This is a genomic window from Rhodoferax sp. GW821-FHT07G04, assembly GCF_059418585.1.
In genome coordinates, this window is record NZ_JBWKQD010000002.1 from 1125086 (window position 1) to 1150226 (window position 25141).

Below are 25141 nucleotides of genomic sequence, written 5' to 3' on the forward strand. Positions count from 1 at the left end.
CTGCTCTCGATACAAACCACGCACGATCCATCCCTAGCCGGAACAAAAAAAGGCCCCGCAAGCGGGGCCTTTTTATCCTCTTCTCTAAAGAGCTCGCCACCAAGGGCAAGCCCGTCAGAAAAAGAAGCTGCTGGTTGATTACAGACCAGCTTGTTCGCGGTGCAGGAACTTCTTGCCAGCGAAAGGTGCGCCAACTGCTGGCAACACGGTTTGCATCTTCATCATGATAGCGCCAGTAGCGGTACCTGTCGAAGGAGCTGTAGGAGCCACTGCAACACCAGTTGCCTTGACCAAACTACCATTACCACCAACAGCAGCTGCTTGAGCAGAAGTCATCAGGTCAGTCGCGGAGATGGGGCCAGCGCAAGTAATGGTCTTGCTAGTTGTACCAGAGATCAGGCTTTCGTCGTTGTTCCAAACGCCAGATCCAACGTTCGTGAATTTAACGCCTGGATTCCAGTTACGGCCAGCAACGATATCAGCATTCATGTTACCGACCACCACACCATACCAAGATGTAGTCACCACAGCGGAGGGCAGGGAAGTCAATGGGAAGCTCAGGTCAACGATAGCAGAGAAGTTACCTTCACCAGCACCAGATGAATCCAAGGCATTGTCAATACCGGCGTAGGAAACAACCAAGCCAGAAGCTGGGTCAACGATGGCCATGCTACCGCGCAGACCATCGGTCGTTGCAGATGTACGGGTCGAAACAACCAAGAAACCTTCTTGGCCGGACAATGGGAAGTACACGGGTGTGGATGTATCGGTAGACACAACCTTACCGAAACCACCAACGGTAGTAGCAGCGATGGAGTGCGACAAGATGTCGTTAGCTGTCAAAGAACCGTTTGCATCGAAGTGGGTGCAAGATGTGCCGTAGTTGTACACATAGTGGATAACTTCAGTAGCGGGTGCTGTACCAGTGTTGGACAAGCTCAAAACGCTCTGAGCGCCAGTAGCTGTAGTGAAGTATGGGAACAGCAGCGAGTTCGCGCTAGCAGTACCGACAGCAGACATCAGAGCCACGCCAGCGGCAGCAGCGATCAGAGTCTTTTGAAAAGTTTTTTTCATGTTTACGTTTCCTATTTTGGCCAAAATAAAATAATTCATACACCTAGCATGGCAATTTCTCACCAACGCCAGTGTACTACCATTTGCACTAACGAAATCCATTGTACATGGATTGACTAAACCGGTCAAAAAAACTTGTAGTTGCTCTGCCGGATGGCCAGTTCCCTGACGCATGGTGCCAATGTACAAAAGAACATTAGCAAGGTCAAAGACATTCCAAGCGATTTGTGTGGCTTTTTGTGTCTCTGTGCCTTTAATGCAACACAGAAACAACAAATTTAGTTGCCTTTTGCACCTTCCGCTTGTGCTGCCGCATTTTCACTACTTTTTGTCGCAGTGGCCGCATCCAGGTTCAGTTTGTTCATGCCCGTGAGCTTCTTACGGAATTCAGCAGTCACCTCACGCGCTTGCTGATTGTCATTCACGACACGCGGGGTGATCGTAATGATGAGTTCACGGCGGGTGCTCGTATCACTCTTCGCGCCGAAGAGCGCGCCCACGACCGGTATCTCAGACAGCAGCGGGATGCCAGAGGATCCACCATTCTTGTCGTCCTTGATCAGGCCGGCCAGTACCATGGTGTCACCCGACTGCACCGCCACAATGGTTTGCGCTGAGCGCTTGTTGATAGTAGGAGATGCAAGACCGGTTGTAGTAAGTCCATCCTGAACATCACTGACTTCCTGATTGACCTCCAAAGTGACCAATCCACCCGCGTTAATGTGGGGCCGCACAGAGAGCACCACCCCTGTATCCACATAATTTACCGACGTAATCACATTGGTCCCCGTTACTGTGCTGGATCCGGCCACAGGTACGCTTGCACCAACATTGATTTTTGCAACCTGGTTGTCAGTCACCATGACATGCGGCGACGACAAAACATTGAGCTTGCTATTGCTAGCCAATGCGCTCAACACCGCCGATATATTTCCGCCAGTCGTACGCCAAACCGCGGTGAAGGGCAACCTTGGAGTGACTGCGCTTGCGGAATCCGAAGACAGCGTCGAACCCAATCCTCCATTGGTATTCGTCAAGCTTCCAGACAGGTTGTTATTGCTATTGAAAAACCATTCCAAGCCATACCGAAGGTTGCCTGTCAAAGTCACTTCGGCAATCGTGACCTCTACCAGTACTTGACGCGGCACGACATCAAGCTTCTTGATGGCTTCTTCTATTTTTTCGTACTCGGCGCCATTAGCCAAAATCAACAAGGCATTGTTGTCACGATCCGCAATGATCTTGAGTGTGCTCCCGGCACCTAACCCCAGGGCCTCGCCAGTACCCGTTGCCACCACACTGGCGGCCGTGTTCACGGTTGCCCCAGGAAGCGCGCCACCCACCGACGTGGAAACACCTGTTGTTGGCGACCCAGACAATCCGCCTGAGCTACTGCCACCAGAAGACTGCATCGTTGTGCCCGTCAGTCCTGGCGCGACAGTTGCGGCCGGCGTACTGGTGGTTGACTTCCCCCCCATGACTTGACTAAGCAGCGCTGCAATTTTTTCCGCATTGCCGTTTTGTACCGGATAGACATGCAAGCGTGTGCCGCTCTTTCCGCCGTTACGATCCAAACGCTCCACCCAAACGCGCGCCTGATCCAGGTATTGCGGACGGGGGCTGACCACGAAAACAGCATTCATGCGCTCAATCGGGATGATGCGCAGCAGGCCCGCAAACGGGCTTTTGGATTTGTCTCCAAATAGCATTTCCAGCTCAGGTAGGATGCTTTTCACGTCCACACTTTTGAGCGTAAATAGCCCCACAGACATACCCGACAGCCAGTCGAGATCAAACACGCTGACCGTTTCCAATGCATGGCGCATCTCGCTCTCGCCGCCCGCCAGCATGAGCAGATTGCGGTTTTCATCCACACGCAAAATACTCCCCTCTGGTAGCAAGGGCTCCAGAATCTTGGACATCTCACGCGCTGCGATGTACTGCAATTGCACTATCTGAACGCTGTGTCCAGCTTGCGGCGAGCCCAATTGCGGAGTGGTCGAGCCGCGCAGCGCATTGTTCAATGGCCCTATTTTGTATGTGCCGTTTTCCTTGACCATGGCCGCGCCATTCATGCGCAAGACCGTCTCCAAGATGGGGGTTACTGCTGCACGATTGATCGGCTGGCTTGTGTGGATGGTGACAGTGCCATTCACCTTGGGATCGATGGTGTAGTTCTCATTGAGCATGTCACCCATGACGACACGAACCACCTCTCGCAAATCGGCACCTTCGAAATTGAGCACAATGTCTTGCGCTCCAGCAGGTTGGACTGAAATATTGGCTGGCTTGACAAATACACCACTCCCAGGAACGAGCTTAATGCCGTTGTCGGCCTCGGTCTTTTTGGTCTCACCAGATTGCGCCACTGCCAAAGACTCCGGCTTGACATCAACGGCACTTGACGTTCTGGGTGACGTAGGTGTCAGGGGCGTTATGGGCGCGCGCTGTGGGCCACCCTGGCTTGCACAACCTACGAACACGACAGGTGCGCAACACAGCAAAGCAATCGCCAGCGCCGAATGTTTGTGAGAGCTTCTTTTCATATGCATTCCTTAAACTGTTAGTCACACAGGCATTTCTGAGTACACAGAACTGCGTGCTTACTTTTTGCCATCCAAACGGGGCGGGCTAGGCGGAGGGGGCAAAGGCGCAGACGCGGAATCCGCGGGCTTCAAAGGCGGTTGCGACGCAGCCGGAACTGCCCCGCTTGCAGGTCTCACGGGAGCCGATGCGGCGGACACAGGCGGTACTGGGGGCAGAGGAGGGGCCGCAGCCGTTGCAGGAGGCGGCGGCAACCCTGCGGGTGGCGTGCTCTTGGGGCCAGTCTGGACATTGAGAATGAGTTCCTCACTCTCTACGCCTTGACGCAAGAGCACGCGAGAAGCCTCGACTTCCCCCAAGGTAATTCCACGCACCACACCATTTACCGCAACGGTTTCAACCTTGTTCGTCTGCACATCGCGCAACAGCGCCGAGCGCTGCTTGGGTGTGACCAGCACCCCCACCAGCACAAACTGCCCCTTTTTCATGGCGGAGGCGCCCCCCTTACGGGCGACAGCTGACGACCGTCGGCTGACGGCAAATAGCGACCGAGATATGACTTCAGAAAACCCGTCGTCTTCTGTAGGCATCTCAAATTCCGGCAACACCGCCAGCGGCCTCACGGAGCTGACGGGAATGTTTCGCATTTTCAGCAAATCGCGCTCAAGCCGAAGGCCGTTACTCCACTCCCAGAACAAAGCGCCTACGAGCAACAGTGCCGCAGCTATCAGAGCGATGGCAATGGCCTTTTCACGAGTCATCACAGTCTTCATGGGGCGGCCTTCAGGGCGTAGCCCGACAAATCAAACTGAACAACCAATTCTGGTTCGTTGAGCGGCTCACCACGCGACACCACCAAATTGGGCGCGCGAATCGAAAAGTTGTCGAGAAAAAGATAGGGTTTGGCCGACTCCAATGCGTACAACATCCCTTTAACGGATGTCAAGGGAGCAAGCAGTTGCACCTGGACCGTAACTTGCCGATAGTCACCTTCGTCCTTGTTTGGAAGTGGTTGTATGCTGTTTACCTTGGCGCCATTGGCCTCAAATATCGCCTGCGCCTGTTGCTGTAACTCAGCAGCAACGAGTGCGGGGCTAGCACTTTTTAGAAAATGTCGCTTCGCCTCCAATGCCCTCACTTCCAAAGCCTGCTTTTGCAAGCCGTCGCGCATGCCCACAATTTTGGAAAGCCGGTCAAGTCGATTGACCGACTCATCTAAAGCCGAGTCGTAGTGCCGATTCAATAGCCACACGGGCACGGCTACTGCTGCCAACAGGAGCAGGACGGCCAGCACAAGAATGGCTAATGCAGCACCCTTTTTTTGCTGAGGATTCAATGGCTTCATGGCGCCCTCCCTGCCGAAGATGAGGCAGCCGATGCAGGCAGCGCAGGCAATGACGTCGCTTTTGCAGGCTGACGCAACTGGACAGTTAACTGATATCGCTCAGTTCCAGCCACTTGCCCCTTAAAGAGGGCCGAACTGAAACGCGCATCACGAAACATAGTGGATTGTTCAAACAAGCCGATAAGGCGAGACGATGAAGCAGTCTCCCCTTGTACTTGCAGCTCCTTGCCCTTCAGGTCAACGACTTGAACCCACGTGTCATCGGGAAGAATACGTGTCAACTCTTGCAAGATTTGAATCACTGCCGGAGAAGTTTGCCGTTTCTCCAGCAGAAAGTTGTGCTGCTCGACGCGCTTGTCCAATTCCGCGCGCGCCGCATTGACCACCTCTGCCGCCCTTTTTCCTTTGTCGACCCAAGGAAGCAATTGCACAACCGCTTCACGCTTGACCACCAAAGGCACGGCCAGCGCCGAGAGCGCCAGGAGAATCACCAAGGCGGCGAGCCAAGGGTTAGCACCGTGGCGCCAGGGTGAAGGGGCATTAGCCTGGGCGGACGGCATCAGATTGAGCAAGCTCGCCTGCGCAACCAAATCCTGCACAAAAAGCGCCCGCACCTCAATACCCAATCCGAGCAATGTCGCAATCCCACGGTCAACCGCATCACGCGGCGTTGCAACAAACTCCACCGTCATCTGCCCCGCATTGAAATCACGTGCCAGCACTATGTAGTTGAAATAGATTTTGCCGGCGGAAAAGGGAGTGAGTTGTTCCGCTTGAAACTCCAGAACCTGCCGCAAGTTTTCTTCGGCCGCCAGCGGCAATAGGATGGTTTTGCGCAGAACCTGATTCGAGGCCAAGGTGATGGCCGCAATGCGGGAGCTGGCGATTTCGGGCTTCCGCATAGTGGGGCTGATTTCACCCAATGGCACCAGAGCATAGTGATCCAGCGTCAGGTCGGCCGACCGCATCCACGCCGGCGCCATATCGGATAGCTCACTCAACCACCACTGCAGAAATTGGCTACCCTGAACTTGCTTCTTTATACCAAGCAAGGTGCCGCCCAGACTATTCGATAGAGCCGTCATTTCTTTCCCGAAAATTATTCGCCCTGCCCCTCACCCCAGGCCAGCAAGACGACAGGACGCTTGGGATCTGGGACAACGCGGGCAACTGCTTGGCGCACAAACACCGTTCCGTCAACCATTTTCGCCTCACTACGGACCGTATAAACAGGCAACCCGCCCGGCACAAAGGAAAAAGCCCCTGCAGCCGCAAACGCAGGTGCTTTTTGACCAGATAAGATCACACTGCGACGCAACTCCAAATACTCGTCCACCAGCGCGGGAGTGACGCCCGGAATGGCCAACAGTGCTTCTCGCGGCGCAACGGCCGTATTCAGACCTGCCAGTTTGGTGTGCACCGTCAACGCCGGCTCCAGGATGCGAAACAACTCCGGCGTCATACCCAAGACCCGCTGCAATTCATCCACGGTTTCGAATGGCGCATTAGGTGGGGCGTAGCTTTTCCCGGCAGCGACGTACTCCTCTTCCTCCGCACCATGGAGTCTTCGCAATTTGTCGCCGTCACGCCAATCTTGAACACAATCGGCCATTGCGATAGCGGCCTCGTTGCTCATTCCTACAGAACGAAAAAGCCCTATCAGCAGAGCTTCTGGCGCGGTGTTGAGATCAATTTTACCAGACTCATCCTCGATCAAAACGCGCGAGACCCCGCCCTCAAAGGCCAACTCATGCGGCATGCCATCCGCGGTCCAGCGCTGTATTTCCGTTGGCGGCTTCATCAGCTCATACCAGGCACGTTGCACGCCAGCATCAGCCTGTGCCTGTGCTTGCGCCACCGACAACAGGTTACGTGCGATATGGGCCTCTCCGCGCATGCTGAAGGCAAAATTCCCTGCTATCACGGATAGCAAAGTGATAACCCAAAGCACCAACACCAAGGCTACGCCTCGCTCCCGCCTCATCGCGGCACCTCCGCACTGATCAAAGGCGCAACAACGAAATCCGGCCATTCCGTACCATCAACAAAGCGCACCTGAATCCTGATGAGTTGCGGCATGGTGTTTGGGTTGTCCCAGCGATCCAACCAGCGAGGCGCGGCACCGTCACTCTCCTTACCAAAGTAACTCAGCCAAATGTCGTCGACCTCGTTGAGCTCGGCAGCAACCAACACCATCTCTTTTGTCTGCTCCAGTGGCGAGAAGTCTGCCATCGTGGGAACAACCGGAGCGTGTCGCCAGGTCAAACGGCGACTCTGGCTTGATTGTTCAAGCTCCAATGCAACCGCATACAAACCACCGACGCCAAGACGTGACGGCAAAGGCGCCACAAAATTCAGTTTGTGGCGCTCACCCAGGAATGCATAACGCTGCGCGGTCGCCGGCTTCCAACGGTAGGGGTAGATGCGTTCCATTTCGCGGCGCAGGAAGTTCTCGACGGATCGCACCGAATTCAAACTATCCACCTGCTTTTGCACGGCATCCCAACTCCGTACGCCCAGCCTCAGTCCGCCAAACAACAGCACCAGAATGAAGCTCAACAGTGTCAAGGAGATTAGCAACTCCAACAATGTGAAGCCCCGTTGAGATGGGAAAGAATGGCGGCTAACCACTATCATTGACGGGGCCCGAGGCGGATGGATGAGAGTTCGATATGCTTGTCACGGCCATCCTCTTGCCACGCAACCATGGATCGAACCAGATACTGGCGCATGGGCAGCCGCAAACGATCCGCCTCCCCGCCATCGTCGACCGCAACGACGCTGACGCGCCAATGCAAATTGATGCCCGCCTGGCCGCTGTCTTCGCCGGGTGCCAGCGTCCGCTCAATACCAACAGCCGCCAATCGGGATTGCGCTAAAAACACCGCACGGCTGTAACTCTCCGCCATCCTGGAGTTGCGCATGCCGCCCGAAAAAATGTGCAAGATAACCGCCATTGTCAAGGACAGAATGACGAAGGCGACCAAGATTTCCAGCAAGGTCATGCCTCGGTTATGGTTGCGCATGGTCAATCGATGATGACGACTTGACCCGTCAACCAATTGATGTCTACATCGTAATTGCGCTCGTGCGCGCTCAGCGTGATGCGGCCGCCCGTGGAGCCACCATCTGGAAAGAAGCGGATGGCTCCGGTTGTCCCACTGACCAATTCAGATTCCGCAGTGAACAACTTCACTGCCACCGTTTTGGGGATCTGGTAGACACGCTGGTCGCCACTGAGCTGGAACTGATGCCCTTCGACATCAACGGTCAACGTAGCCTCCCGCCGCCGCGCCACGGCATCACTGCGCGCTTTGCGCAAACCTGCCGCCAACTGGCGCGCGGAAGCTTTCAATTCTGCGCCAGAGACTCCCGTGGAAACCAACGGCCCTGCCAAGGTGTAGGCCATCGCCATGATGACCATAACAACCAGCAATTCGATCAACGAGAATCCGGCTTGCGGGGCTTGGCTTATTTTTCCCAACCGTTGATGTCCTTGTTGTCTCCCTCGCCACCCTCGCGGTTATCAGCCCCCCAGGAACTGATGTCATAGACGCCGTGCTGACCCGGGGCGACATAGTGGTATTCGTTGTCCCAAGGATCTTTGGGCACGTTGGGCTTTCGCAGATAGGGTCCATTCCAACCAGCTACGCCCGCGGGTTGCTTAACCAAGGCCTGCAAACCCTCTTGCGTTGTAGGGTAACGCCCAGTCTCCAACTTGAACAAGTCCAGGCTGCCCGTAAATTCTTCGATCTGCAACCTAGCGGTTTTTTCCTTGGCTCCTTGAAGGTAGCTAATCACCTTGGGCCCCGCCAAACCCGCCAGCAAACCCAAAATCACCAAAACCACCAACAATTCGATCAGCGTAAAGCCTTTATGCTGTCGGCTCATTTGTTTGCTCTTCATTTGCTCTCACTCCAAAATTCAATTGCTGGCAACGCTCTACATCGCCAGATCGTTCACACTCAGGATGGCTACCAATATGGACATAATGATGCCGCCAATGACCAGCCCCAAGCCCAGAATCAGCACGGGTTCCATCAAGGAAAGTAGGCGTTTGACCGAACTGCTCACTTCGCGGTCGTAGATGTCGGCGACACGGATCAGCATTTCCTGCAGCTTGCCCGTCTCCTCGCCGACCATCACCAAGTGTACTGCCAGCTTGGGAAACAACCCCGTTTCCATCAAAGGCTTGCCCAAGCCCTTGCCCTCCTTGAGTTGGGCGGCGACATCTCCCAGGCCTTGTGCCATGACCGTATTGTTCAGCGTCTCTTTCACGATAGACAGTGCCGCCAGCAGGGTCACACCATTGCCAATCAAGGTACCCAGTGTGCGGGAAAACCGCGCGACCTCCAGTTTGCCAATGAGATCCCCCACCAACGGGAGACCCAGCAAACGTTTGTCCCAACGGTAGCGACTTGCTGGCTCTCGCATCTGCTTGGAGAACCATGCGTATACAGCCACCACACCCAACACCATAAGCCACCAGTAATTGCGCACTGCATCCCCCGCCGCAATCACCATTTGGGTCGGCAAAGGAAGAGCCTTGCCGGATTCCGCGAACATCTGAGAGAACTGGGGTACCACCCACATCAGCAGAATAGCCACCGACAGCACTGACACACCTATCAAAATAGCTGGATAAATGAGTGCCGACTTAACCGTATCCCGCAGTTCCCTGGAGCGCTCCATGAACTCGGTCAAACGTTGCAACACGACATCCAGAGCGCCGCCGGCTTCTCCCGCACGAATCATGTTCAAGTAGAACCGCGTAAAAACACCTTTACGTGCGTCCATGGCCTTGGACAGCGAGGCGCCCCCGCGCACATCTTCCCGCAATTGGCCCATCAGTTCTCGAACCGCGTCGTTGGCAGACAGACTGATTAGTATTTCCAGGCACCGATCCAGTGGCAGCCCCGCCTTCAGCAAGGTTGCTATCTCCTGGGTGAACACAGCAACGTCATCTTGGGTCACCCGACTTTTGCGAAAAAGCCCCGCGGTATTGCTGGACGCAGCATTGCCGGCTGCCATCTCCTCTATCCGAATAGGAATAAGCCCTATGCTCTGCAGACGGTCCACCACGACGGACTGGGAGAGCCCCTCCATATCACCCTCCTGGCTCTCACCGGAGGGCGTGACTGCCTTGTAGCGAAACAACGGCACTGCGGCTACTCCTCGCGCGTAACGCGCAAGACTTCTTCCACCGTGGTGATACCCGCTACAGCTTTGGCAAGACCGTTCTCATACATGGTCTGCATGCCGTCAGCGATAGCTTGCTGCCGAACCTCACCGGCAGTTACATGGCGCATGATCATGCCGCGAATAGTGTCTGTCATAACCAGCAATTCGACGATGCTGACTCGGCCCGTATAGCCCGTTCCGCCACACACCTCACAACCTACAGGACGGTACAACATGATTGGGCGAACTTCTGTATAGCGCTGAAGCTGCATCTCCTCTACCACCTCCGGTAGCGCTGGGTGCGCTTGACAGCAGTGGCTACACAGAGTGCGCACCAGGCGCTGAGCCAAAATGCCGTTGACTGTTGAGGTCAGCAAGTAGTCATCCATACCCATATCCAGCAGCCGATTGATGGTGCTGGCCGCGTCATTCGTGTGCAAAGTCGATAACACCATGTGTCCAGTCAGTGCCGACTGAACCGCGATTTGTGCCGTTTCGAGGTCACGAATTTCGCCGATCATGATGACATCGGGATCCTGGCGTACGATGGAGCGCAGGGCATTGGCAAAGGTCAAGCCAATTTGGGGTTTAACCTGAATCTGGTTGATGCCCTCCATCTGGTACTCGACAGGATCTTCCACCGTCAATATCTTGACATCGGGTTTGTTGAGTTTGTCTAGGGCCGTGTACAGCGTCGTGGTCTTACCCGATCCTGTAGGGCCTGTCACCAGCACGATCCCATGGGGCTGCGTCAAGACCTGAAGAAAACGCTCCAAGGCAACGGGATCAAATCCAAGGCTCACAAAATCCAATGTGGTACCGCTCTTGTCCAGGATACGCATCACCACGCTCTCCCCGTGCATGGTCGGTACCGTGGAAACGCGCAAGTCGATCTCCTTGCCCTGCAGTCGCAGTTTAATGCGCCCATCTTGCGGCAGGCGGCGCTCCGCAATGTCCAGACTGGCCATGATCTTGATGCGCGAAATGACGGCCGCAGAAAACCGCCGAGGAGGAGATTCCACCTCATGCATGACACCATCGACACGATAGCGCACGATCAGGCGGTTCTCGAACGGCTCAATATGGATGTCAGAGGCGCGTGCCTGCAGCGCATGGCTGATGATGAGGCTGACCAACCGAATAATCGGCGCCTCGGAGGCCAACTCTTTGAGTTGCTGCAGGTCTTCGTTGCCGCCGTCTTCGTCGCGGGTCTGTGCCTCGCCCACGATTTGATCCATGGAAGTTTTGCCCGTGCCATATAGACGCTCGAAGGCTGCGTCCAACTCGGAAGGCACCGCCAGTTGGGGGACCACTATGCGCCCGGTCACCATGCGAAAGGCATTCAACACATACTCGTCGCGGGGATCCACCATCGCCAGCACGAGTTGAGCCTCGTCTTCCTGCAAGGGCAAGGCTTTGGCTTCTTTGATGAAACGCACCGCGACGCGTTCCTCCAATATGGGCAACTCCGGATAACTGGCCAACGGGACCACGGGCAATTGGAGTTGCACCGACAACGCATCAATCACGTCGCGCTCGGCGGCAAATCCAGTGCGGATCAGAATGGCGCCAATGCGTTCCTTGCTGTCGGATTCCTGAACCCGCAGAGCGCGCTCCAGGTTGGCGAGGTCGAGCTTTCCACGCTCAATCAGTATTTCTCCAAGACGCATGCTCGACTCAATGACTTTCCGTGAAGAAAAATAGTGCAGATACTAGCATAGGCCTCGGGAGACACTTTTGCCTGCTGATTCCAGCATTAATAGACTCTAACTACCAAGAAAAGTTCACGCCGTGGGAACAAGCGTGCAGCTATTGCAACAAAAGGTGGAGTATCTATCCCCTCTAACCGCAAAGCCCATTGCTTGAGTGATTGGCGGAGATTTCTCCCTGAATACCGATGAAACGCCTCTTGCTCCAACATAAACTCATGGGAGGCGCCCCAACGTGCAGTTGGCAATGGAAGTATCGCCACTTGTAGTACAAGGCAAATACTGCTCCTCAGAGGCAAGGATGATGTAAGAATGGAAAATAGACTTGTTCCCTACACGGCAACTACCAGTTTCGGCATGGGTCGTATGCTTGTACTTGCGCCGCACTCAGATGACGAAGTATTTGGTTGTGGCGGAGCCATATTGCAACAAGTCGCAGAGGGAGGAGCAATTCAGGTCATAGTACTGACAGACGGAGACTACCACCCCAACTGCGACGACACGCAGCAATACGCCCAAGCCCGACGCGCCGAAAGTCGGGAAGCGGCACGAATCCTGGGATATGGGGAACCCATATTTTGGGGATTGAAAGACCGTGGTTTGGAATACGGTGAGCAATTGGTGCAGCGTATTGCAGACCAGATTAAGGCGTTTGCACCGGATTGCGTTTTCGCTACATCGATTTATGAAATGCACCCGGACCATCGCGCGCTTGGAATGGCTGCATTGGAAGCTGTGCGGCGCCACGGATCGGTACTGAAGCTGGTCATGTATGAGGTCGGGGTTCCGATGCTACGGCCAAACGTGCTATTGGACATCAGTGGTCCCCGGGCGCAGCGCAAGCAGGTTGCGATGGCGTGTTTTGTCTCGCAACTCAAGATGCAGGCTTATGACGAGCACATCAGTGCTTTGAATCGCTTCAGGAGCTACACATTGGGGCCACTGGTCAGCGCTGCAGAAGCCTACATGGTGGTTCAGCCCGCTGAGTTGGTACGCAATTCGTTGGAGTTATACGAGTCGGAGCATCAGCGCCAGCACAGTGTGGGTCTACCAATGATGCCGGAAGACATCCCGCTGGTCAGCGTCGTGGTGAGAAACCTTGGTCCCGGGACCGCTCACAACGCGTTGGACTCGGTCGCTATGCAGACCTATCCCAATATAGAGGTGATACTGCTAGAAACAGACAGTGCTGTGACCAATGTTGCACCCGTCGCATGCGGGCGGTTCCCTTTGAGACACATTCAGACCACGGGCACGACAGGACACGCGGAGTCGACCAATGCCGGATTGAAGAGTGCCCGCGGAGAGTATTTGATTGTTCTGGAGGCGGAAGATCTGTTCCTGCCAGATCACTTGGCAAAGCTTGTTCAATCATTGGCACAACACGACGCGCTCGCCACCTACACAGGGGTTAGGTTCGTTGACAAGCAAGGACAGCCAATGGCCATCTTGGACGAACAATGGAACAGCACGCATGTGCGGATCGAAACCCTACTTCCATCCAATGCCGTCTTATTTGCCCGGTCATTGGTTGAAAAGGGCTGCGCGTTGGATGAGATCCGCGGACAAATCGACTACGAGGGATTCTGGCTGCAAATTGCAGCGCACACCGTATTTCGGTACACACCCAAAGTCAGCGCGGTATGCCAACGCGTCCGCACTGGCTTACACCATTTCGCAGAGAGCCAACGACTGCGATCTGTCCTGCTCAATACCCAGCAGAGTTTAGACAAAGCGTCATCGCAACTGAGGGCAGAGCAAACGCACACGCAGGCACTAGAAGTGCAATTGGGCATGCTCCGCACGCAATTGGATCAACTCAAAGCCGCTGTTGCCACGCAGAGTGCACACGCACATGCTTTGGAAAGCACCGTGCAGGATCTGCGCTCCTCCACGTCCTGGAAGATCACCTGGCCGTTACGGTTCTTCTCGGGCTTATTGAGGGGTCGACAGTGATACCCATGCTAAGCCCGTCCCGACAAATACCCTCAACAGTTACCGTCATCATCGTGAACTTCAATGGCGGAGAAATGATTAGCCGATGTTTGACCGCCATGGAAAAGCAACGGTTCCGAGAATTTGTGACCATCGTGGTGGACAACCATAGCACTGACAATTCAGTGTCATCGATTCAGCAACTACATCCCTCCGTTACTGTCTTATCACCCGGCCGCAACCTGGGGTTTGCCGGCGGTGTCAACCATGCGTTACGGCATATTGACCTTGGGCCATGGGTGGCGCTCTTGAACCCCGATGCATTTCCGCATGAAGACTGGCTGGCTAACCTCGTCTCAACGGGTGAAGCTCACCCCACCCATGCAGCCTTTGGATCCCGGATGTTTAGCGACCCCGAGCACAAATACCTTGACGGCATAGGAGACGCCTACCACGTCAGCGGACTTCCTTGGAGAAGAGGGCATGGCTGCGCAGACTCTGCGCGATACGGCACGAAGCAAGAAATATTTGCCCCCTGTGCAGCTGCGGCTCTGTACCGAACCGCAGCGCTGCAGACAGTCGGCTTGCTTGACGAAGATTTTTTCCTCTACGTCGAAGATGTCGATCTTGGCTTTCGCCTGCGACTAGCCGGCTACCGCGCCATGTATGTTCCGACTGCCACGGTGCAACATTTGGGTTCCGCGGTTGTCGGTCGGCGCAGCGATTCGCAGACTTACCACGGCCATAGGAACATGGTTTGGGCCTATGTGAAGAACATGCCGGGCATCCTGTTCTGGATGTTTCTCCCCGTGCACATTGCACTCAATATCCTAACCATCCTCTGGTTTTCAGCAAAGGGAAACGGTGCTGTAATCGCTAGAGCCAAGCTCGACGCTGTGCTGGGCATACCGCATTACTGGAAAAAACGCCGGGAAATTCAGTCCACCAGAAAAGCGAGCATATGGAGCATTCTCGGGCAGCTTAGCTGGAACCCCTTCAATCGCTGTGCATAAGCCCTCGATCGGCCGGAAAAGAACGATTAAGAGGCGTCCATCGCCAACCGATCCGCTGCGGACTGGGCCGATGCACTAGTCTGCCAACTGTGCGGGAGTGAAACTATGCCTTGCTCCAGATGATCCTGAGTGAAATGCAATGTTGCAACGTTTGCTGCAGTGTCGTACAGGTGAATCCCGTTCTCACTGAGTAAGTACACATCAATAGAGTATTCCCCTTTCAGCAAAGGAATTTGTGGGAATTCTATGGTGGCAGCTCCCCGGCCCGACGAATCACGGACCAGTTCCACATTATCCGCTTGCGTACTGCTGCTAGCGATGGTTCGCCCATCTGGAGAGTGCAACGTTAGAGCAACGACAGGCGACGGAAGATTCGGATCAGAGGCAAAGCCGATGCTGACCGACAAAGTCTGTTTGGCGCTTTGGACATACAAAACTGTTCCAAGCGTCTGGTCTACTTTGGTTTGAACACCCAGGATATGCGCATGCCCGGAGGGAGATGCATGCGCAGACGGCTGCCCTGCTGCGGAGATAGCTGGCGCCGCAGCGTCACGGTCCAGAAATGCCTGGTAACCGGCGACAACGGTAGCCGGATCTCCCAGCAATTGCACCCCACCTTTCTCCAACCACAACGCCCGCGTACACAACGCCTCAATCTGGTAGATCGAGTGTGAGCAAAACAAGATAGTCGCGCCCTTTTCCTTCAGCCGCATGATGCGGTCAAAGGACTTGCGGGCAAAAGCGCCATCACCAACCGACAAGGCCTCATCGATGACGAGGATGTCCGGATCCACGCTGGTGGCGATTGAGAAGGCCAGCCGCACGTACATGCCGCTGGAATAGGTCTTGACGGGCTGGTGGATGAAGTCGGCGATGCCCGAAAAATCCACAATCGCGTCGTAGCGTGCGTCGATCTCCTCCTTGCTCAGCCCCAGGATGGAGGCATTGAGGTAGATGTTTTCCTTGCCCGTGAACTCCGGGTTGAAACCGGCCCCCAACTCCAGCAAGGCCGCCACCCGGCCATGCACGGACACCTGTCCGGCACTGGGCGTCAGCGTGCCACAGATCAATTGCAACAGCGTGGATTTGCCAGCACCGTTGCGGCCAACCAAACCCAGGACCTCACCCTTCTTCAATTCAAATGTAACGTCGTGCAATGCCGCGAACTCTTTGAAGTAGCGACGCCGGCCGCGCATCAGCATCTGCTTCAAGCGATCAATCGGGCGCTCGTAGAGCTGGAATGCTTTGCCCAAGCCCTGGGCGTGGATGGCAAGGCTGCTAGAGGACATCGGCAAAGCCTTTGCGTGTCAACTGAAAAAAGGTGGCCGCCACCGCTGCAAATATGGCAGACAGCACAGCATAGATCCCCAGCGCAGCCCAATCCGGCCATTGCCCCAACAACAGCACAGCCCTTACTTGTTCGATGATCAAGGTCAGTGGATTGAGGTTCATCCAGAACTGCAAGTCGGGGTTCAACGATTTCACGGAATAGAACACAGGCGACATGAACATCGTCAAGCTGACAACCATGGCCATCACCTGCCCTATGTCGCGGACAAACACGCCGATGGCCGACAAGAGCCAGCCCAAGCCCAGCAACACCGGCAAGAACGCCAGCAGCACCAAAGGAAAGGCAAGCGCTGACAGTGGCAAACCGCCGCGAAACAGGGCGAGCACGACCAACATCGTCCCTGCGCTGATCAGCAAATGAAACAAGCCGGACAACACAGCTACCCAGGTCAATAGCTCGATCGGGAAAATCACCTTTTTGACCAGATTCGGCTGGTCCACAATGAGATTGGGGGCCTTGCCGGCCACTTCAGAAAAAAGATTGAATACCAGCAGACCAGCAAAAACCTGCAGCGAAAACTCTACGCCGCCGCCTTGGGACACACCGGGCCAACTCTGCTTGAACACGCCAACAAACACGAAGGAATAGACTCCCAGCATCAGCAAAGGGGTCAGAAAAGACCAAGTAAGCCCCAACAGCGAGCCGCGGTAGCGGCCCAGCACATCGCGTTTGGCAAACTGCCAAAGCAGGGATCGGTTGCGGGTGGGGATGTAGGAGCGTTGCGGACTTGTCACAGTTCGTAGTTTAACGGGGCACCAGTAGCCGCCCTGCACACCGGTGGCTGCCGGTTAGGATATGCCATCTACACCGTTGGCCCTGCAGGCAGTACATTCGCCCTATTATTTCCGCTAAGTTTCCACTCAGCCGACAACGCCGGGCCGTACCCAACCCCATCCCTATCGGAGCATCCCATGGTCAAAAAACTGCCAAAAGTCGATATTTCCAAACTCACCCAAGCCCAGTTCAGTGGATCGGTCAAAGACTCTGCCCAGCAAATTTGGCAGGCTGGGTTGGGCGCTTTTACGCGCGCACAGGCCGAAGGATCGAAGGCGTTTGAGTCCCTGGTGAAGGAAGGCGTCAGCATCCAGCGCAAGACGCAGGCAGCCGCGGAAGAGAAAATCTCGGAAGCCACCAGCAAGATGTCGCATATGGCAACCGATATCACCTCCAAGGCCTCGGGCCAATGGGACAAGTTGGAAAACATTTTTGAAGAGCGGGTGGCAAAAGCCCTGAACAAGCTGGGCGTGCCTTCGGCCAAGGACGTCAACGCGCTGATTGCACGCATCGACGAGCTGAACAAGACCGTGCAGAAACTGTCCGCCAAAGCCCCCGATGCGGCGGCCCCCGCCAAAAAAGCGGCGACCAAAACGGCTGCCAAAGCCAAAACCGGCGCTGCTGCCAAGAAGACTAAACCCGCCGCCGCAAGAGACTGATTGCAGAGAAGAGCCCGCGCCGCTAGCCACGGGGTCTATGCGGCGATCCGGCTCTTTTTGGGCCAAACCCAGGCATCGAGAAGAGCAGGCACCCGCTGCAAGCACTATTGCATCGCAGCAAAAAGTTCAGCCCCCGCACTCTACACTTTCCACCTATGCACGCCACAACACACAGGCCACCCAAAATCGCGTTAGCGCTGTCCGGTGGCGGCCCCCTGGGCGCGATCTACGAAGTGGGCGCCATGTGTGCGCTCGAAGAGTCGCTGAACGGCCTGGACTTCACCAAATTGGACCACTACGTGGGTGTATCGGCTGGCGGCTTCATCGTGGCAGCTCTGGCCAATGGCATGTCGCCGCGCTCCCTGTGCGCCTCTTTCATCGAAAACGACAGCGCGCCCTCCGAAACCTTTGACCCCTCCTGGTTGCTCAAGCCCGCCTATGGCGAGTTTTTGCGCCGCAGCATCATGTTGCCGGGTTTGGTGCTGTCGGCGCTGTGGCACTTCACGATGGGCCGCAAATCCTTGCTGAATGCATTGGAGCGCCTGAGCCCCGGCCTCCCTACGGGTGTGTTTTCCAACCAGGCTGTGGACAGCGAACTGGCCCGCCTGTTCAGCCGCGAAGGCCGAACCAACGATTTTCGCCAGCTCAAGACCAAGCTGACTCTGGTCGCCACCAACCTCGACAGCGGGGAGGCCGCGCCCTTTGGCCGGCCGGGTTGGGACCATGTGCCCATCTCGCAAGCCGTGCAGGCCAGCTCCGCTCTGCCGGGCCTGTTCCCTCCGGTGGAAATCGACGACCAGTACTACGTGGATGGGGCCCTGAAGAAAACCATGCACGCGTCGGTGGCGCTGGAAGACGATGTGGACCTGCTGATCTGCCTGAATCCACTGGTACCGTTCAATGCAACCACCCCTGGGACGGCCAAGGTCATGCAGCGCGGCTTGCCGGAGCACAAACGCAGAATCCCGCGCATCGTCGATGGTGGCCTGCCGGCCGTGCTGAGCCAGACCTTCCGCTCCATGATCCATTCGCGCATGGAACTGGGCATGAAGCATTACACCCACGCCTACCCCAACACCGACATCATCCTCTTCGAGCCCGACCACCGCGACCCCGAGCTCTATTTGGCCAACACCTTCAGCTACGCGCAACGCCGCCAGTTGGCCGAGCATGCCTACCAGCAGACCCGTCAGATGCTGCGCTCGCGCAAGACCGGGCTATCAGCCAAGCTGGCGCGCCACGGTATCAGCCTGAACCACGAAGTATTGGACGACCCCAAGCGCCACCTCTCCGCCCCGCCCAAGGCTCCCACCCGCATCGGCCGGGCCATTGCCACGCTGCAAGAGGTCATGGATGATTTGAGCGAAACCGTAGCGACGGCAACCCGCCGCAGCGCCGCCCACTGAGCCCGCACCACCATCATGGTCAAAAAAGCTCCCCGCCGCACCGCAGAACGCATTTTGGAAGTCACGCTGGAGCTGTTCAACCGCTTTGGCGAGCCCAATGTCTCGACCACGCTGATATCGGCCGAGTTGGGCATCAGCCCGGGTAACCTGTACTACCACTACCCGGCCAAGGACGAGCTGATCAATTCGTTGTTCGATCGCTATGAAAAGGCGCTCAACGAGTTGCTCAACGCCAGCGACAGCGTGCGCGATGTGGAAGACGCCTGGTTCTTCATGCACACGCTGTTCGAACTGATCTGGCAATACCGCTTTTTGTACCGCGACCTCAACGACCTGCTGAGCAAGAACCGCCGGCTGGAAACCCACTTCCAATGGGTGCTGAAGAACAAGACCCGTTCCGTGCGTGCCATGCTCGACAGCATGAACCGCTCCGGTGCCATGCACATCGACTCCCGCGAGATAGAGCCCACGGCCACCAGCATGGTGGTGGTGCTGACCTATTGGCTGAGCTTTGAATACGTCAAAGACCCGCGCAATGCGCTGGAACCCGAGAGCGCCCAATCCGCACTGCTGCGTGGCGCGCACCATGTGCTGAACCTGCTGATTCCCTACCTGGAAGCCAGCCAGCGCACCCATTTATTGAAGCTGGTAGGGGCTTACACCACATCCACAAGCGCCCAGGCCGCATAAGATAAGCCGCACACACCAAAAGCAACACCGTGTCTACAGCGCACCCGATGCAAGAAAAAAGCACCGACACAGACAGGAGACACAGCATGGCCCCATGGACCGCCTTTAGCCACAGCGGTGACTACCCATTTGACGCCGCCCGCGTCAAAAAACAATGGAGCCAATTGCACGCCGGGGACCTGGAACCCTTACCCGAGGACGCCGCGGTGCTGGAGGCTTGGGCACTCTTCCACAGCGGCGAATTCGAGAAGGCCGCAGAGGCGGGTTTGCAGGCGGGTGGCGCGGGCATTAATGTGGCCAACAAGGCCACCAGCGTCTACGCCCACTACCTGGAACCCCGCGAGAAGAATCGCCAACGCCTGTTTCTGCAGGTGGCCGAACGGTCCGCCGAACTGGCGGCCGCAGAACCCGCCAACGCCAACGCCTTTTACTGGCAGGCCTATGCGCTGGGGCGCTACAGCCAGGGCATCAGCGTGGCCAAAGCCCTGGCCCAGGGCGTGGGCGGCAAGGTCAAATCGGCGCTGGAGTCGGTGATACGGCTACAGCCTCTGCATGGCGACGCCCACATCGCACTGGGGGCCTTCCATGCCGAGGTCATCGACAAGGTGGGCACACTGATCGCCAACATGACTTACGGCGCAAAAAGAGAAACCAGTCTCAACCTGTTCGCCCGGGCGCTGAGCCTGAACCCGCACTCAGCCATTGCCAAGATCGAATACGCCAACGCGCTGGTCATTCTGGAGGGTGACAAAGGCATGGCCGAAGCCACCCAATACTACGAGCAGGCCGCCGCCATGCGGGCCATGGACGCGGCGCAGCATATGGATGTGGAAATGGCACAGACTGAACTTGCGAGCTAGCCCCCACGGTCGCCCACTGCGTGTGACTCCCTGCCCCCCGAGGGGGCCGCGTTTCAGCTTGGGGCGGCCCGGCGCTGAAACATCCCCCCGCTGTTCCACAATGCTTCCCCACGCTGCTGTACTATTACTCTCACCACGTTGAAACCAACCACCCCTAACGGAGCACCCCATGGCCGATCTCAAAAAGCAATTCGAAGCCGCTGTCGCCAATTCCAAGAACCTGAGCGAGCGTCCTGACAACAACACCATGCTGAAAATCTACGCCCTGTACAAGCAGGCTACGGTGGGCGACAACGCGGAAAAAAAACCCGGCTTCACTGACCTGGTGGGCCGCGCCAAGTGGGACGCATGGAACGGCTTCAAAGGAACCAGCTCCAAAGACGCCATGCAGCAGTACGTGGAGCTGATCGAGTCCCTCAGCTAAATTCGGCGGCAGCCCTCGTACAGGCTACCTAGTTAGCTATAAAAACAAGAGCGCCCTGCGGCGCTCTTGTTTTTTGTACTCGCCCATTCACCTCTCTAGGGCTTGGCCTTGGTCTTCTTGGCAGCGGCCTTGGGGGCCAGCAAATCGTCCAGGTTCTTGACGATCTCGGCCTCTATCTTGCCCTTGAAGGCGCCCAGCAAAAAGCCCAGCTTGGCGTCCAGATCAAAGTGTTGGCCGGTCACTACCAGTACGCCATTGACGCCGGACCGTGTGAAGCTGACGCGGTCTTCCTTGGCACCCTCTTCGTAGCTGCATTCCATGCCGAAATCGTCTTCCACCTGCTGCGCCCAGGAACGTGCGATCTTGCGGGCCGCCGCCAGGCTCAGGGTGTGCTCCCGTCGAATATGAAGGTTTGCCAAGTACGTGCTCCTCAAATAGGTTTGTTGTGATTGTGCGGGGTTGGTCCATACTGAGGCCCATACCGGACCATCAACCCCCTTTTATACGACCATGCTATACAAATTCAAATCCAAAGTCACCGGGGACCTCATCATGCTGGAACCCAACGGGCGCCAGATTCTGCAACTCATCGGCAAGGACGATGGCGCCTCCCTGGTCAAAGGCATTCTGCTGCCTGCCGACATGCCCGGGGCCATCGCCGCTTTGGAACAGGCCATTGCCAAAGACGAGGCAGACCAGAAGCAGCGGTTGCAAGAGGCCCAGGCCGCCGGTGAGAAGCTGCCCCGCGCCGACACCGTGTCGCTGCGCCAGCGCGCCCTGCCCTTCATCGATATGCTGAAGCGCTGCCACCGGGCCGACAAAGAGATCGTTTGGGGAGTCTAGACTCCAGCCGTCAGTCCGCGTAGACCCCAGCGGCCTTGATCACCGGGCTCCACTTGGCGATCTCGGCCAGCACGAAGCGCTTGTGCTCGGCCGGCTCCACCCGCTTGTCGGCTACGACAACCGCCCCCAGGGTTTCCTGTTTTTTGACGAAGTCCGGGTCCTTCAAGGCCACCTTCAACGCTGCGTTGATCTTGGCCAGCACATCGGCCGGCGTACCCTTGGGCGCATAAAGCCCCTGCCACACCGACACGTCAAAACCCTTGAGACCCATGTCCTGCAGCGTGGGCAAATCCCGCAAGGCCGGTGTCGTCAGGGGCTTGGCCGTGGTGACCGCGTATCCAATGACCTTCTTGGCCTCGATCTGGGCTGAGGTATTGGTGGTTTGGTCACACATCAGATCAATCTGCCCGCCTATCAGGTCCGTCATGGCCGGCGCCGTGCCCTTGTAGGGCACCGTGGTCATGTCTACCTGCACCGCGCTCTGGAACAGCAGACCGCACAGGTGCGAGGCCGAGCCCACACCCGCATTGCCCAGGTTGATCTTGGCCTTGTTCTGGTTGATCCAGCCCAGCAACTCCTTGAAGTTTTTGGCGGGCAAGCTGGGGCGGCCCAACAGCGTCATGGGCACATCGCTGACCATGCCCAGGTATTCAAAATCACTCTCCACCTTGAACGGGATATTGCGCACCAGCGTGGGCATCGTGGCCATGCTGATGTGGTGGAACAGCAGCGTGTAGCCGTCGGGCGCGGCCTTGGCCACCTTGTTGGCGCCGATGGACCCGCCGGCGCCTGCCGCGTTGTCCACCACCACCGTAGCCCCACCCAAGGGCTTGCGCAGGGCCTCGGCCAAGTCACGCGCCGTCTTGTCGGTAGGGCCGCCTGCCGCAAAAGGAACGATCAAGGTGATGGGACGGCTGGGGTAGGTTTGGGCCTGCGCGCATACGGCCAGCACAGCGGTGGCAAGGGCCAGCAATTTCTTCTGTTTCATGGGTGGGTATCCCGATCAAGGTACCAACCAGCTTAGCCATGGCAGCAGAAATTGCCACGGTGTAAACACTAGGGCCTGTTGTTCACACTACTCATTTGTAGCTGCGCGCATCCTCAATGATCTTGCCGTCGTTGGGCAGGCTGCCCACGGCCACCATGTCCACCTGGCCGCGCAGCTTGGTCACCTCGCGGATGGCATCGCCAATGCGTGTGGCCAGCCCCGCATCGGGCGTGCCGGCCACCTCGACCTGCAGCGTCATCGCGTCGTTGGCCATCTCGCCGCTGACCACCAGGCGGGCGCGGCCGATCTCGGCAAAGCGCTTGACCACATCGTTGACCTGCTTGGGGTGCACGAACATGCCGCGCACCTTGGTGGTCTGGTCGGCGCGGCCCATCCAGCCCTTGATGCGCGCATTGGTGCGTCCGGTCGGACAGGTTCCGGGCAGCAGCGCTGACAGGTCGCCGGTGCCAAAACGGATCAAGGGGTAGCCGGGGTTCAGCGTGGTGACGACCACCTCGCCCACCTCGCCGTCCGGCACCGGGTCGCCGGTGCCGGGGCGCACGATCTCAACGATCACACCTTCGTCCAGCACCAGGCCTTCACGGGCTGCCGTCTCATAGGCAATCAAGCCCAGATCGGCCGTCGCATAGCATTGGTAGCCGTCAATGCTGTGGGCCAGAAACCAATCCCGCAGGCTGGGCGGGAAGGCCTCGCCACCGAACATGGCCTTCTTCACGCTGGGCAGGGCCACTCCCATCTCGGCGGCCTTTTCGACAATGATTTTCAGAAAGCTGGGGGTGCCGATATAGCCCGCCGGTTGCAGGTCGCGCATGGCCTGCACCTGCTGCTCAGTCTGGCCCGTGCCACCGGGGAACACGGTGCAGCCCATGGCGTGGGCGCCGGTCTCCATCATGGAGCCGGCCGGTACGAAGTGGTAGCTAAAGCTGTTATGGATTAGCTCGCCGGGCCGGAAGCCCGCCGCGTAGATGGCCCGTGCCATGCGCCAGTAGTCGCGCGCCGTGCCCTCGGGTTCGTACATGGGGCCAGGGCTGGCATACACCCGCGTCATGTTGGCGCCGTAACCCAGCGTGCTGAAGCCGCCAAACACGTCGCCGGGCGCCACCGCGCCTGCGGCATGTGCGCGGGCTGCCAGTTGGCGCTCCTGCAATTCGCTCTTGCGGATCACCGGCAGCTTGGCCAGTGCGGCGCGGTCGACCACCGTCGTGGTATCCACATCCTGCAGCAGATCGGCAAACGCCAGCGAAGCGCGCTTGGCGTGGGCCAGTTGCCCCGGCAACGCAGCCATCAGCGCAGCCTCGCGCTCCGCCGGAGGACGGGTTTCCAAAGCGTCATAGACTGAACTCATGCGTATCTCCCCTGGCTCGATAGGACGCTATATATTACGTAGCAGTACATGCAGATTTCACGAGGGCTAGAGCCCGATTTGCCAAAACACCATCAGGCCAACCAGCGCTTGCGGCGCTTGTAGCTCTTGACATCCTTGAAGCTCTTGCGCTCGCCGCCGCCCATGCCCAGGTAGAACTCCTTGACGTCTTCGTTGGTGCGCAGGTAGTCGGCCGCGCCGTCCATGACCACGCGGCCGGATTCCATGATGTAGCCGTAGTCGGCGTACTTCAGTGCCATATTGGTGTTCTGCTCGGCCAGCAAAAAGGTGACCTTTTCCTTGGCGTTGAGGTCTTTGACGATCTCGAACACCTCTTCGACGATCTGCGGCGCCAGGCCCATGGAGGGCTCGTCCAGCAGCACCATGCTGGGGTTGGCCATGATGGCGCGGCCGATGGCGCACATCTGCTGCTCGCCACCCGAGGTGTACGCCGCCTGGCTGGTGCGCCGGGTCTTGAGCCGTGGGAAGTAGGTGTAGACCTTTTCCAGATTCGCCGCCACCTCGGCCTTGCTCTTGCGGGTGTAGCCACCGGTCAACAAATTCTCTTCAATCGTCAAGTGGGCAAAGCAGTGGCGGCCTTCCATGACCTGCACCACACCACGCTGCACCAGGTCGGCCGGGCTCAGGTTCTCGATGCGCTCACCGCGCAGTTCGATGCTGCCCTTGGTCACCGCGCCGCGTTCACCGGCCAACAGGTTGGATACCGCCCGCAGCGTGGTCGTCTTGCCCGCGCCGTTGCCGCCCAGGATGGCCACGATGCCGCCCTCGGGCACCTGCAGCGACACGCCCTTGAGGACCAGGATGACGTGGTTGTAGATGACCTCGATGCCGTTGACGTTGAGAACAATATTCTTTGCATCACTCATGGTGGTAGTTCCGTTCAAACCAAATGAAAGACCCGCTGGGCGAGCCTTTGATTTGGTGGCCCCGCGGGGCCACC

The 25141-nt window shown here is 57.3% G+C and carries 25 protein-coding genes; 8 read left to right on the forward strand and 17 right to left on the reverse strand.

Annotated elements, in window-relative coordinates; genetic code table 11:
- Nucleotides 1–138: 138 nt before the first annotated feature.
- From AC07OO_RS14310 to gspE, 11 genes are all read right to left on the reverse strand, one after another.
- Complete coding sequence (locus AC07OO_RS14310; RefSeq protein WP_495082765.1) at nt 139–1350, reverse strand: hypothetical protein; 1212 nt, start codon at nt 1348–1350, stop codon at nt 139–141.
- Nucleotides 1351–1352: 2 nt separating this feature from the next.
- The gene (gene gspD, locus AC07OO_RS14315; RefSeq protein ID WP_495082766.1) at nt 1353–3620 is read right to left on the reverse strand and encodes a type II secretion system secretin GspD; all 2268 of its coding nucleotides are present in this window, start codon (nt 3618–3620) and stop codon (nt 1353–1355) included.
- Nucleotides 3621–4387: 767 nt separating this feature from the next.
- Nucleotides 4388–4963: a type II secretion system protein GspM gene (gene gspM, locus AC07OO_RS14320; RefSeq protein WP_495082767.1), complete on the reverse strand. Its 576-nt coding sequence runs from the start codon at nt 4961–4963 to the stop codon at nt 4388–4390.
- Nucleotides 4960–6048, reverse strand: coding sequence for a PilN domain-containing protein (locus tag AC07OO_RS14325; RefSeq protein ID WP_495082768.1), 1089 nt, complete (start codon nt 6046–6048; stop codon nt 4960–4962). Before AC07OO_RS14325 ends, gspM begins: the two co-directional genes overlap by 4 nt.
- 14 nt (nt 6049–6062) lie before the next feature.
- A complete protein-coding gene (locus tag AC07OO_RS14330; protein WP_495083353.1) occupies nt 6063–6920 on the reverse strand; it encodes a type II secretion system minor pseudopilin in 858 nt (285 codons plus the stop codon).
- 23 nt (nt 6921–6943) lie between these two features.
- Nucleotides 6944–7600, reverse strand: coding sequence for a type II secretion system protein GspJ (locus AC07OO_RS14335; RefSeq protein WP_495082769.1), 657 nt, complete (start codon nt 7598–7600; stop codon nt 6944–6946).
- On the reverse strand, nt 7597–7989 hold the full coding sequence (locus AC07OO_RS14340; protein ID WP_495082770.1) for a type IV pilus modification PilV family protein: 393 nt from the start codon (nt 7987–7989) through the stop codon (nt 7597–7599). The genes AC07OO_RS14335 and AC07OO_RS14340 overlap by 4 nt, the downstream gene beginning before the upstream one ends.
- 2 nt (nt 7990–7991) lie before the next feature.
- Complete coding sequence (locus tag AC07OO_RS14345) at nt 7992–8447, reverse strand: GspH/FimT family pseudopilin (RefSeq protein WP_495082771.1); 456 nt, start codon at nt 8445–8447, stop codon at nt 7992–7994.
- Nucleotides 8435–8869 (reverse strand): type II secretion system major pseudopilin GspG, encoded by a 435-nt coding sequence (gspG, locus tag AC07OO_RS14350; RefSeq protein ID WP_495082772.1) that lies wholly within the window; start codon nt 8867–8869, stop codon nt 8435–8437. Before gspG ends, AC07OO_RS14345 begins: the two co-directional genes overlap by 13 nt.
- Before the next feature lie 36 nt (nt 8870–8905).
- Complete coding sequence (locus AC07OO_RS14355) at nt 8906–10126, reverse strand: type II secretion system F family protein (protein ID WP_495082773.1); 1221 nt, start codon at nt 10124–10126, stop codon at nt 8906–8908.
- Between the two features lie 5 nt (nt 10127–10131).
- On the reverse strand, nt 10132–11814 hold the full coding sequence (gene gspE / locus AC07OO_RS14360) for a type II secretion system ATPase GspE (RefSeq protein ID WP_495082774.1): 1683 nt from the start codon (nt 11812–11814) through the stop codon (nt 10132–10134).
- A 351-nt stretch (nt 11815–12165) separates the two neighbouring features.
- Here gspE and AC07OO_RS14365 point away from each other — a divergent pair, with 351 nt between their 5' ends.
- Together AC07OO_RS14365 and AC07OO_RS14370 are read left to right on the forward strand one after the other, a co-directional pair.
- Complete coding sequence (locus AC07OO_RS14365) at nt 12166–13809, forward strand: PIG-L family deacetylase (protein WP_495082775.1); 1644 nt, start codon at nt 12166–12168, stop codon at nt 13807–13809.
- A 5-nt stretch (nt 13810–13814) separates the two neighbouring features.
- Nucleotides 13815–14801 carry a glycosyltransferase family 2 protein gene (locus tag AC07OO_RS14370; RefSeq protein WP_495082776.1) on the forward strand — a complete coding sequence of 329 codons (987 nt, stop codon included), beginning with the start codon at nt 13815–13817 and terminating at the stop codon, nt 14799–14801.
- A gap of 26 nt (nt 14802–14827) precedes the next feature.
- Here AC07OO_RS14370 and AC07OO_RS14375 read toward each other — a convergent pair whose 3' ends face one another.
- Both AC07OO_RS14375 and AC07OO_RS14380 read right to left on the reverse strand, forming a co-directional pair.
- Nucleotides 14828–16090, reverse strand: a complete 1263-nt coding sequence (locus AC07OO_RS14375) for an ABC transporter ATP-binding protein (RefSeq protein ID WP_495082777.1) — start codon at nt 16088–16090, stop codon at nt 14828–14830.
- Complete coding sequence (locus tag AC07OO_RS14380) at nt 16080–16925, reverse strand: ABC transporter permease (protein ID WP_495082778.1); 846 nt, start codon at nt 16923–16925, stop codon at nt 16080–16082. Before AC07OO_RS14380 ends, AC07OO_RS14375 begins: the two co-directional genes overlap by 11 nt.
- Nucleotides 16926–17063: 138 nt before the next feature.
- Between AC07OO_RS14380 and AC07OO_RS14385 the strand changes: the two genes are divergently transcribed.
- The 5 genes from AC07OO_RS14385 to AC07OO_RS14405 all read left to right on the forward strand — a co-directional run bounded on the left by AC07OO_RS14385 (nt 17064) and on the right by AC07OO_RS14405 (nt 20965).
- Complete coding sequence (locus AC07OO_RS14385; protein WP_495082779.1) at nt 17064–17585, forward strand: phasin family protein; 522 nt, start codon at nt 17064–17066, stop codon at nt 17583–17585.
- A gap of 155 nt (nt 17586–17740) precedes the next feature.
- Nucleotides 17741–18991 (forward strand): patatin-like phospholipase family protein, encoded by a 1251-nt coding sequence (locus AC07OO_RS14390; protein ID WP_495082780.1) that lies wholly within the window; start codon nt 17741–17743, stop codon nt 18989–18991.
- Between the two features lie 15 nt (nt 18992–19006).
- On the forward strand, nt 19007–19681 hold the full coding sequence (locus AC07OO_RS14395) for a TetR/AcrR family transcriptional regulator (RefSeq protein WP_495082781.1): 675 nt from the start codon (nt 19007–19009) through the stop codon (nt 19679–19681).
- 86 nt (nt 19682–19767) lie between these two features.
- Nucleotides 19768–20541 carry a hypothetical protein gene (locus AC07OO_RS14400; protein ID WP_495082782.1) on the forward strand — a complete coding sequence of 258 codons (774 nt, stop codon included), beginning with the start codon at nt 19768–19770 and terminating at the stop codon, nt 20539–20541.
- 169 nt (nt 20542–20710) lie between these two features.
- Nucleotides 20711–20965 carry an acyl-CoA-binding protein gene (locus AC07OO_RS14405; RefSeq protein ID WP_495082783.1) on the forward strand — a complete coding sequence of 85 codons (255 nt, stop codon included), beginning with the start codon at nt 20711–20713 and terminating at the stop codon, nt 20963–20965.
- Between the two features lie 95 nt (nt 20966–21060).
- Here the strand turns inward: AC07OO_RS14405 and AC07OO_RS14410 are convergent, their stop codons facing one another.
- Nucleotides 21061–21384 carry a polyhydroxyalkanoic acid system family protein gene (locus AC07OO_RS14410; RefSeq protein ID WP_495082784.1) on the reverse strand — a complete coding sequence of 108 codons (324 nt, stop codon included), beginning with the start codon at nt 21382–21384 and terminating at the stop codon, nt 21061–21063.
- Nucleotides 21385–21475: 91 nt separating this feature from the next.
- Here AC07OO_RS14410 and AC07OO_RS14415 point away from each other — a divergent pair, with 91 nt between their 5' ends.
- On the forward strand, nt 21476–21808 hold the full coding sequence (locus AC07OO_RS14415; RefSeq protein WP_495082785.1) for a DUF1840 domain-containing protein: 333 nt from the start codon (nt 21476–21478) through the stop codon (nt 21806–21808).
- A 10-nt stretch (nt 21809–21818) separates the two neighbouring features.
- Here the strand turns inward: AC07OO_RS14415 and AC07OO_RS14420 are convergent, their stop codons facing one another.
- The 3 genes from AC07OO_RS14420 to AC07OO_RS14430 all read right to left on the reverse strand — a co-directional run bounded on the left by AC07OO_RS14420 (nt 21819) and on the right by AC07OO_RS14430 (nt 25067).
- Nucleotides 21819–22796, reverse strand: a complete 978-nt coding sequence (locus tag AC07OO_RS14420) for a tripartite tricarboxylate transporter substrate-binding protein (RefSeq protein ID WP_495082786.1) — start codon at nt 22794–22796, stop codon at nt 21819–21821.
- 91 nt (nt 22797–22887) lie between these two features.
- Complete coding sequence (locus AC07OO_RS14425; RefSeq protein ID WP_495082787.1) at nt 22888–24162, reverse strand: phenylacetate--CoA ligase family protein; 1275 nt, start codon at nt 24160–24162, stop codon at nt 22888–22890.
- 92 nt (nt 24163–24254) lie between these two features.
- Nucleotides 24255–25067, reverse strand: a complete 813-nt coding sequence (locus AC07OO_RS14430; protein ID WP_495082788.1) for an ABC transporter ATP-binding protein — start codon at nt 25065–25067, stop codon at nt 24255–24257.
- Nucleotides 25068–25141 lie beyond the last annotated feature (74 nt).

Coding starts and splice junctions, on each gene's coding strand:
- gspD (WP_495082766.1), bottom strand. CDS start 3,620: ATGAAAAGAAGCTCTCACAAACATTCGGCGCTGGCGATTGCTTTGCTG.
- gspM (WP_495082767.1), bottom strand. CDS start 4,963: ATGAAGCCATTGAATCCTCAGCAAAAAAAGGGTGCTGCATTAGCCATT.
- AC07OO_RS14325 (WP_495082768.1), bottom strand. CDS start 6,048: ATGACGGCTCTATCGAATAGTCTGGGCGGCACCTTGCTTGGTATAAAG.
- AC07OO_RS14335 (WP_495082769.1), bottom strand. CDS start 7,600: ATGATAGTGGTTAGCCGCCATTCTTTCCCATCTCAACGGGGCTTCACA.
- AC07OO_RS14340 (WP_495082770.1), bottom strand. CDS start 7,989: ATGCGCAACCATAACCGAGGCATGACCTTGCTGGAAATCTTGGTCGCC.
- gspG (WP_495082772.1), bottom strand. CDS start 8,869: ATGAAGAGCAAACAAATGAGCCGACAGCATAAAGGCTTTACGCTGATC.
- gspE (WP_495082774.1), bottom strand. CDS start 11,814: ATGCGTCTTGGAGAAATACTGATTGAGCGTGGAAAGCTCGACCTCGCC.
- AC07OO_RS14365 (WP_495082775.1), top strand. CDS start 12,166: ATGGAAAATAGACTTGTTCCCTACACGGCAACTACCAGTTTCGGCATG.
- AC07OO_RS14370 (WP_495082776.1), top strand. CDS start 13,815: ATGCTAAGCCCGTCCCGACAAATACCCTCAACAGTTACCGTCATCATC.
- AC07OO_RS14375 (WP_495082777.1), bottom strand. CDS start 16,090: ATGTCCTCTAGCAGCCTTGCCATCCACGCCCAGGGCTTGGGCAAAGCA.
- AC07OO_RS14385 (WP_495082779.1), top strand. CDS start 17,064: ATGGTCAAAAAACTGCCAAAAGTCGATATTTCCAAACTCACCCAAGCC.
- AC07OO_RS14390 (WP_495082780.1), top strand. CDS start 17,741: ATGCACGCCACAACACACAGGCCACCCAAAATCGCGTTAGCGCTGTCC.
- AC07OO_RS14395 (WP_495082781.1), top strand. CDS start 19,007: ATGGTCAAAAAAGCTCCCCGCCGCACCGCAGAACGCATTTTGGAAGTC.
- AC07OO_RS14400 (WP_495082782.1), top strand. CDS start 19,768: ATGGCCCCATGGACCGCCTTTAGCCACAGCGGTGACTACCCATTTGAC.
- AC07OO_RS14405 (WP_495082783.1), top strand. CDS start 20,711: ATGGCCGATCTCAAAAAGCAATTCGAAGCCGCTGTCGCCAATTCCAAG.
- AC07OO_RS14415 (WP_495082785.1), top strand. CDS start 21,476: ATGCTATACAAATTCAAATCCAAAGTCACCGGGGACCTCATCATGCTG.
- AC07OO_RS14420 (WP_495082786.1), bottom strand. CDS start 22,796: ATGAAACAGAAGAAATTGCTGGCCCTTGCCACCGCTGTGCTGGCCGTA.
- AC07OO_RS14425 (WP_495082787.1), bottom strand. CDS start 24,162: ATGAGTTCAGTCTATGACGCTTTGGAAACCCGTCCTCCGGCGGAGCGC.
- AC07OO_RS14430 (WP_495082788.1), bottom strand. CDS start 25,067: ATGAGTGATGCAAAGAATATTGTTCTCAACGTCAACGGCATCGAGGTC.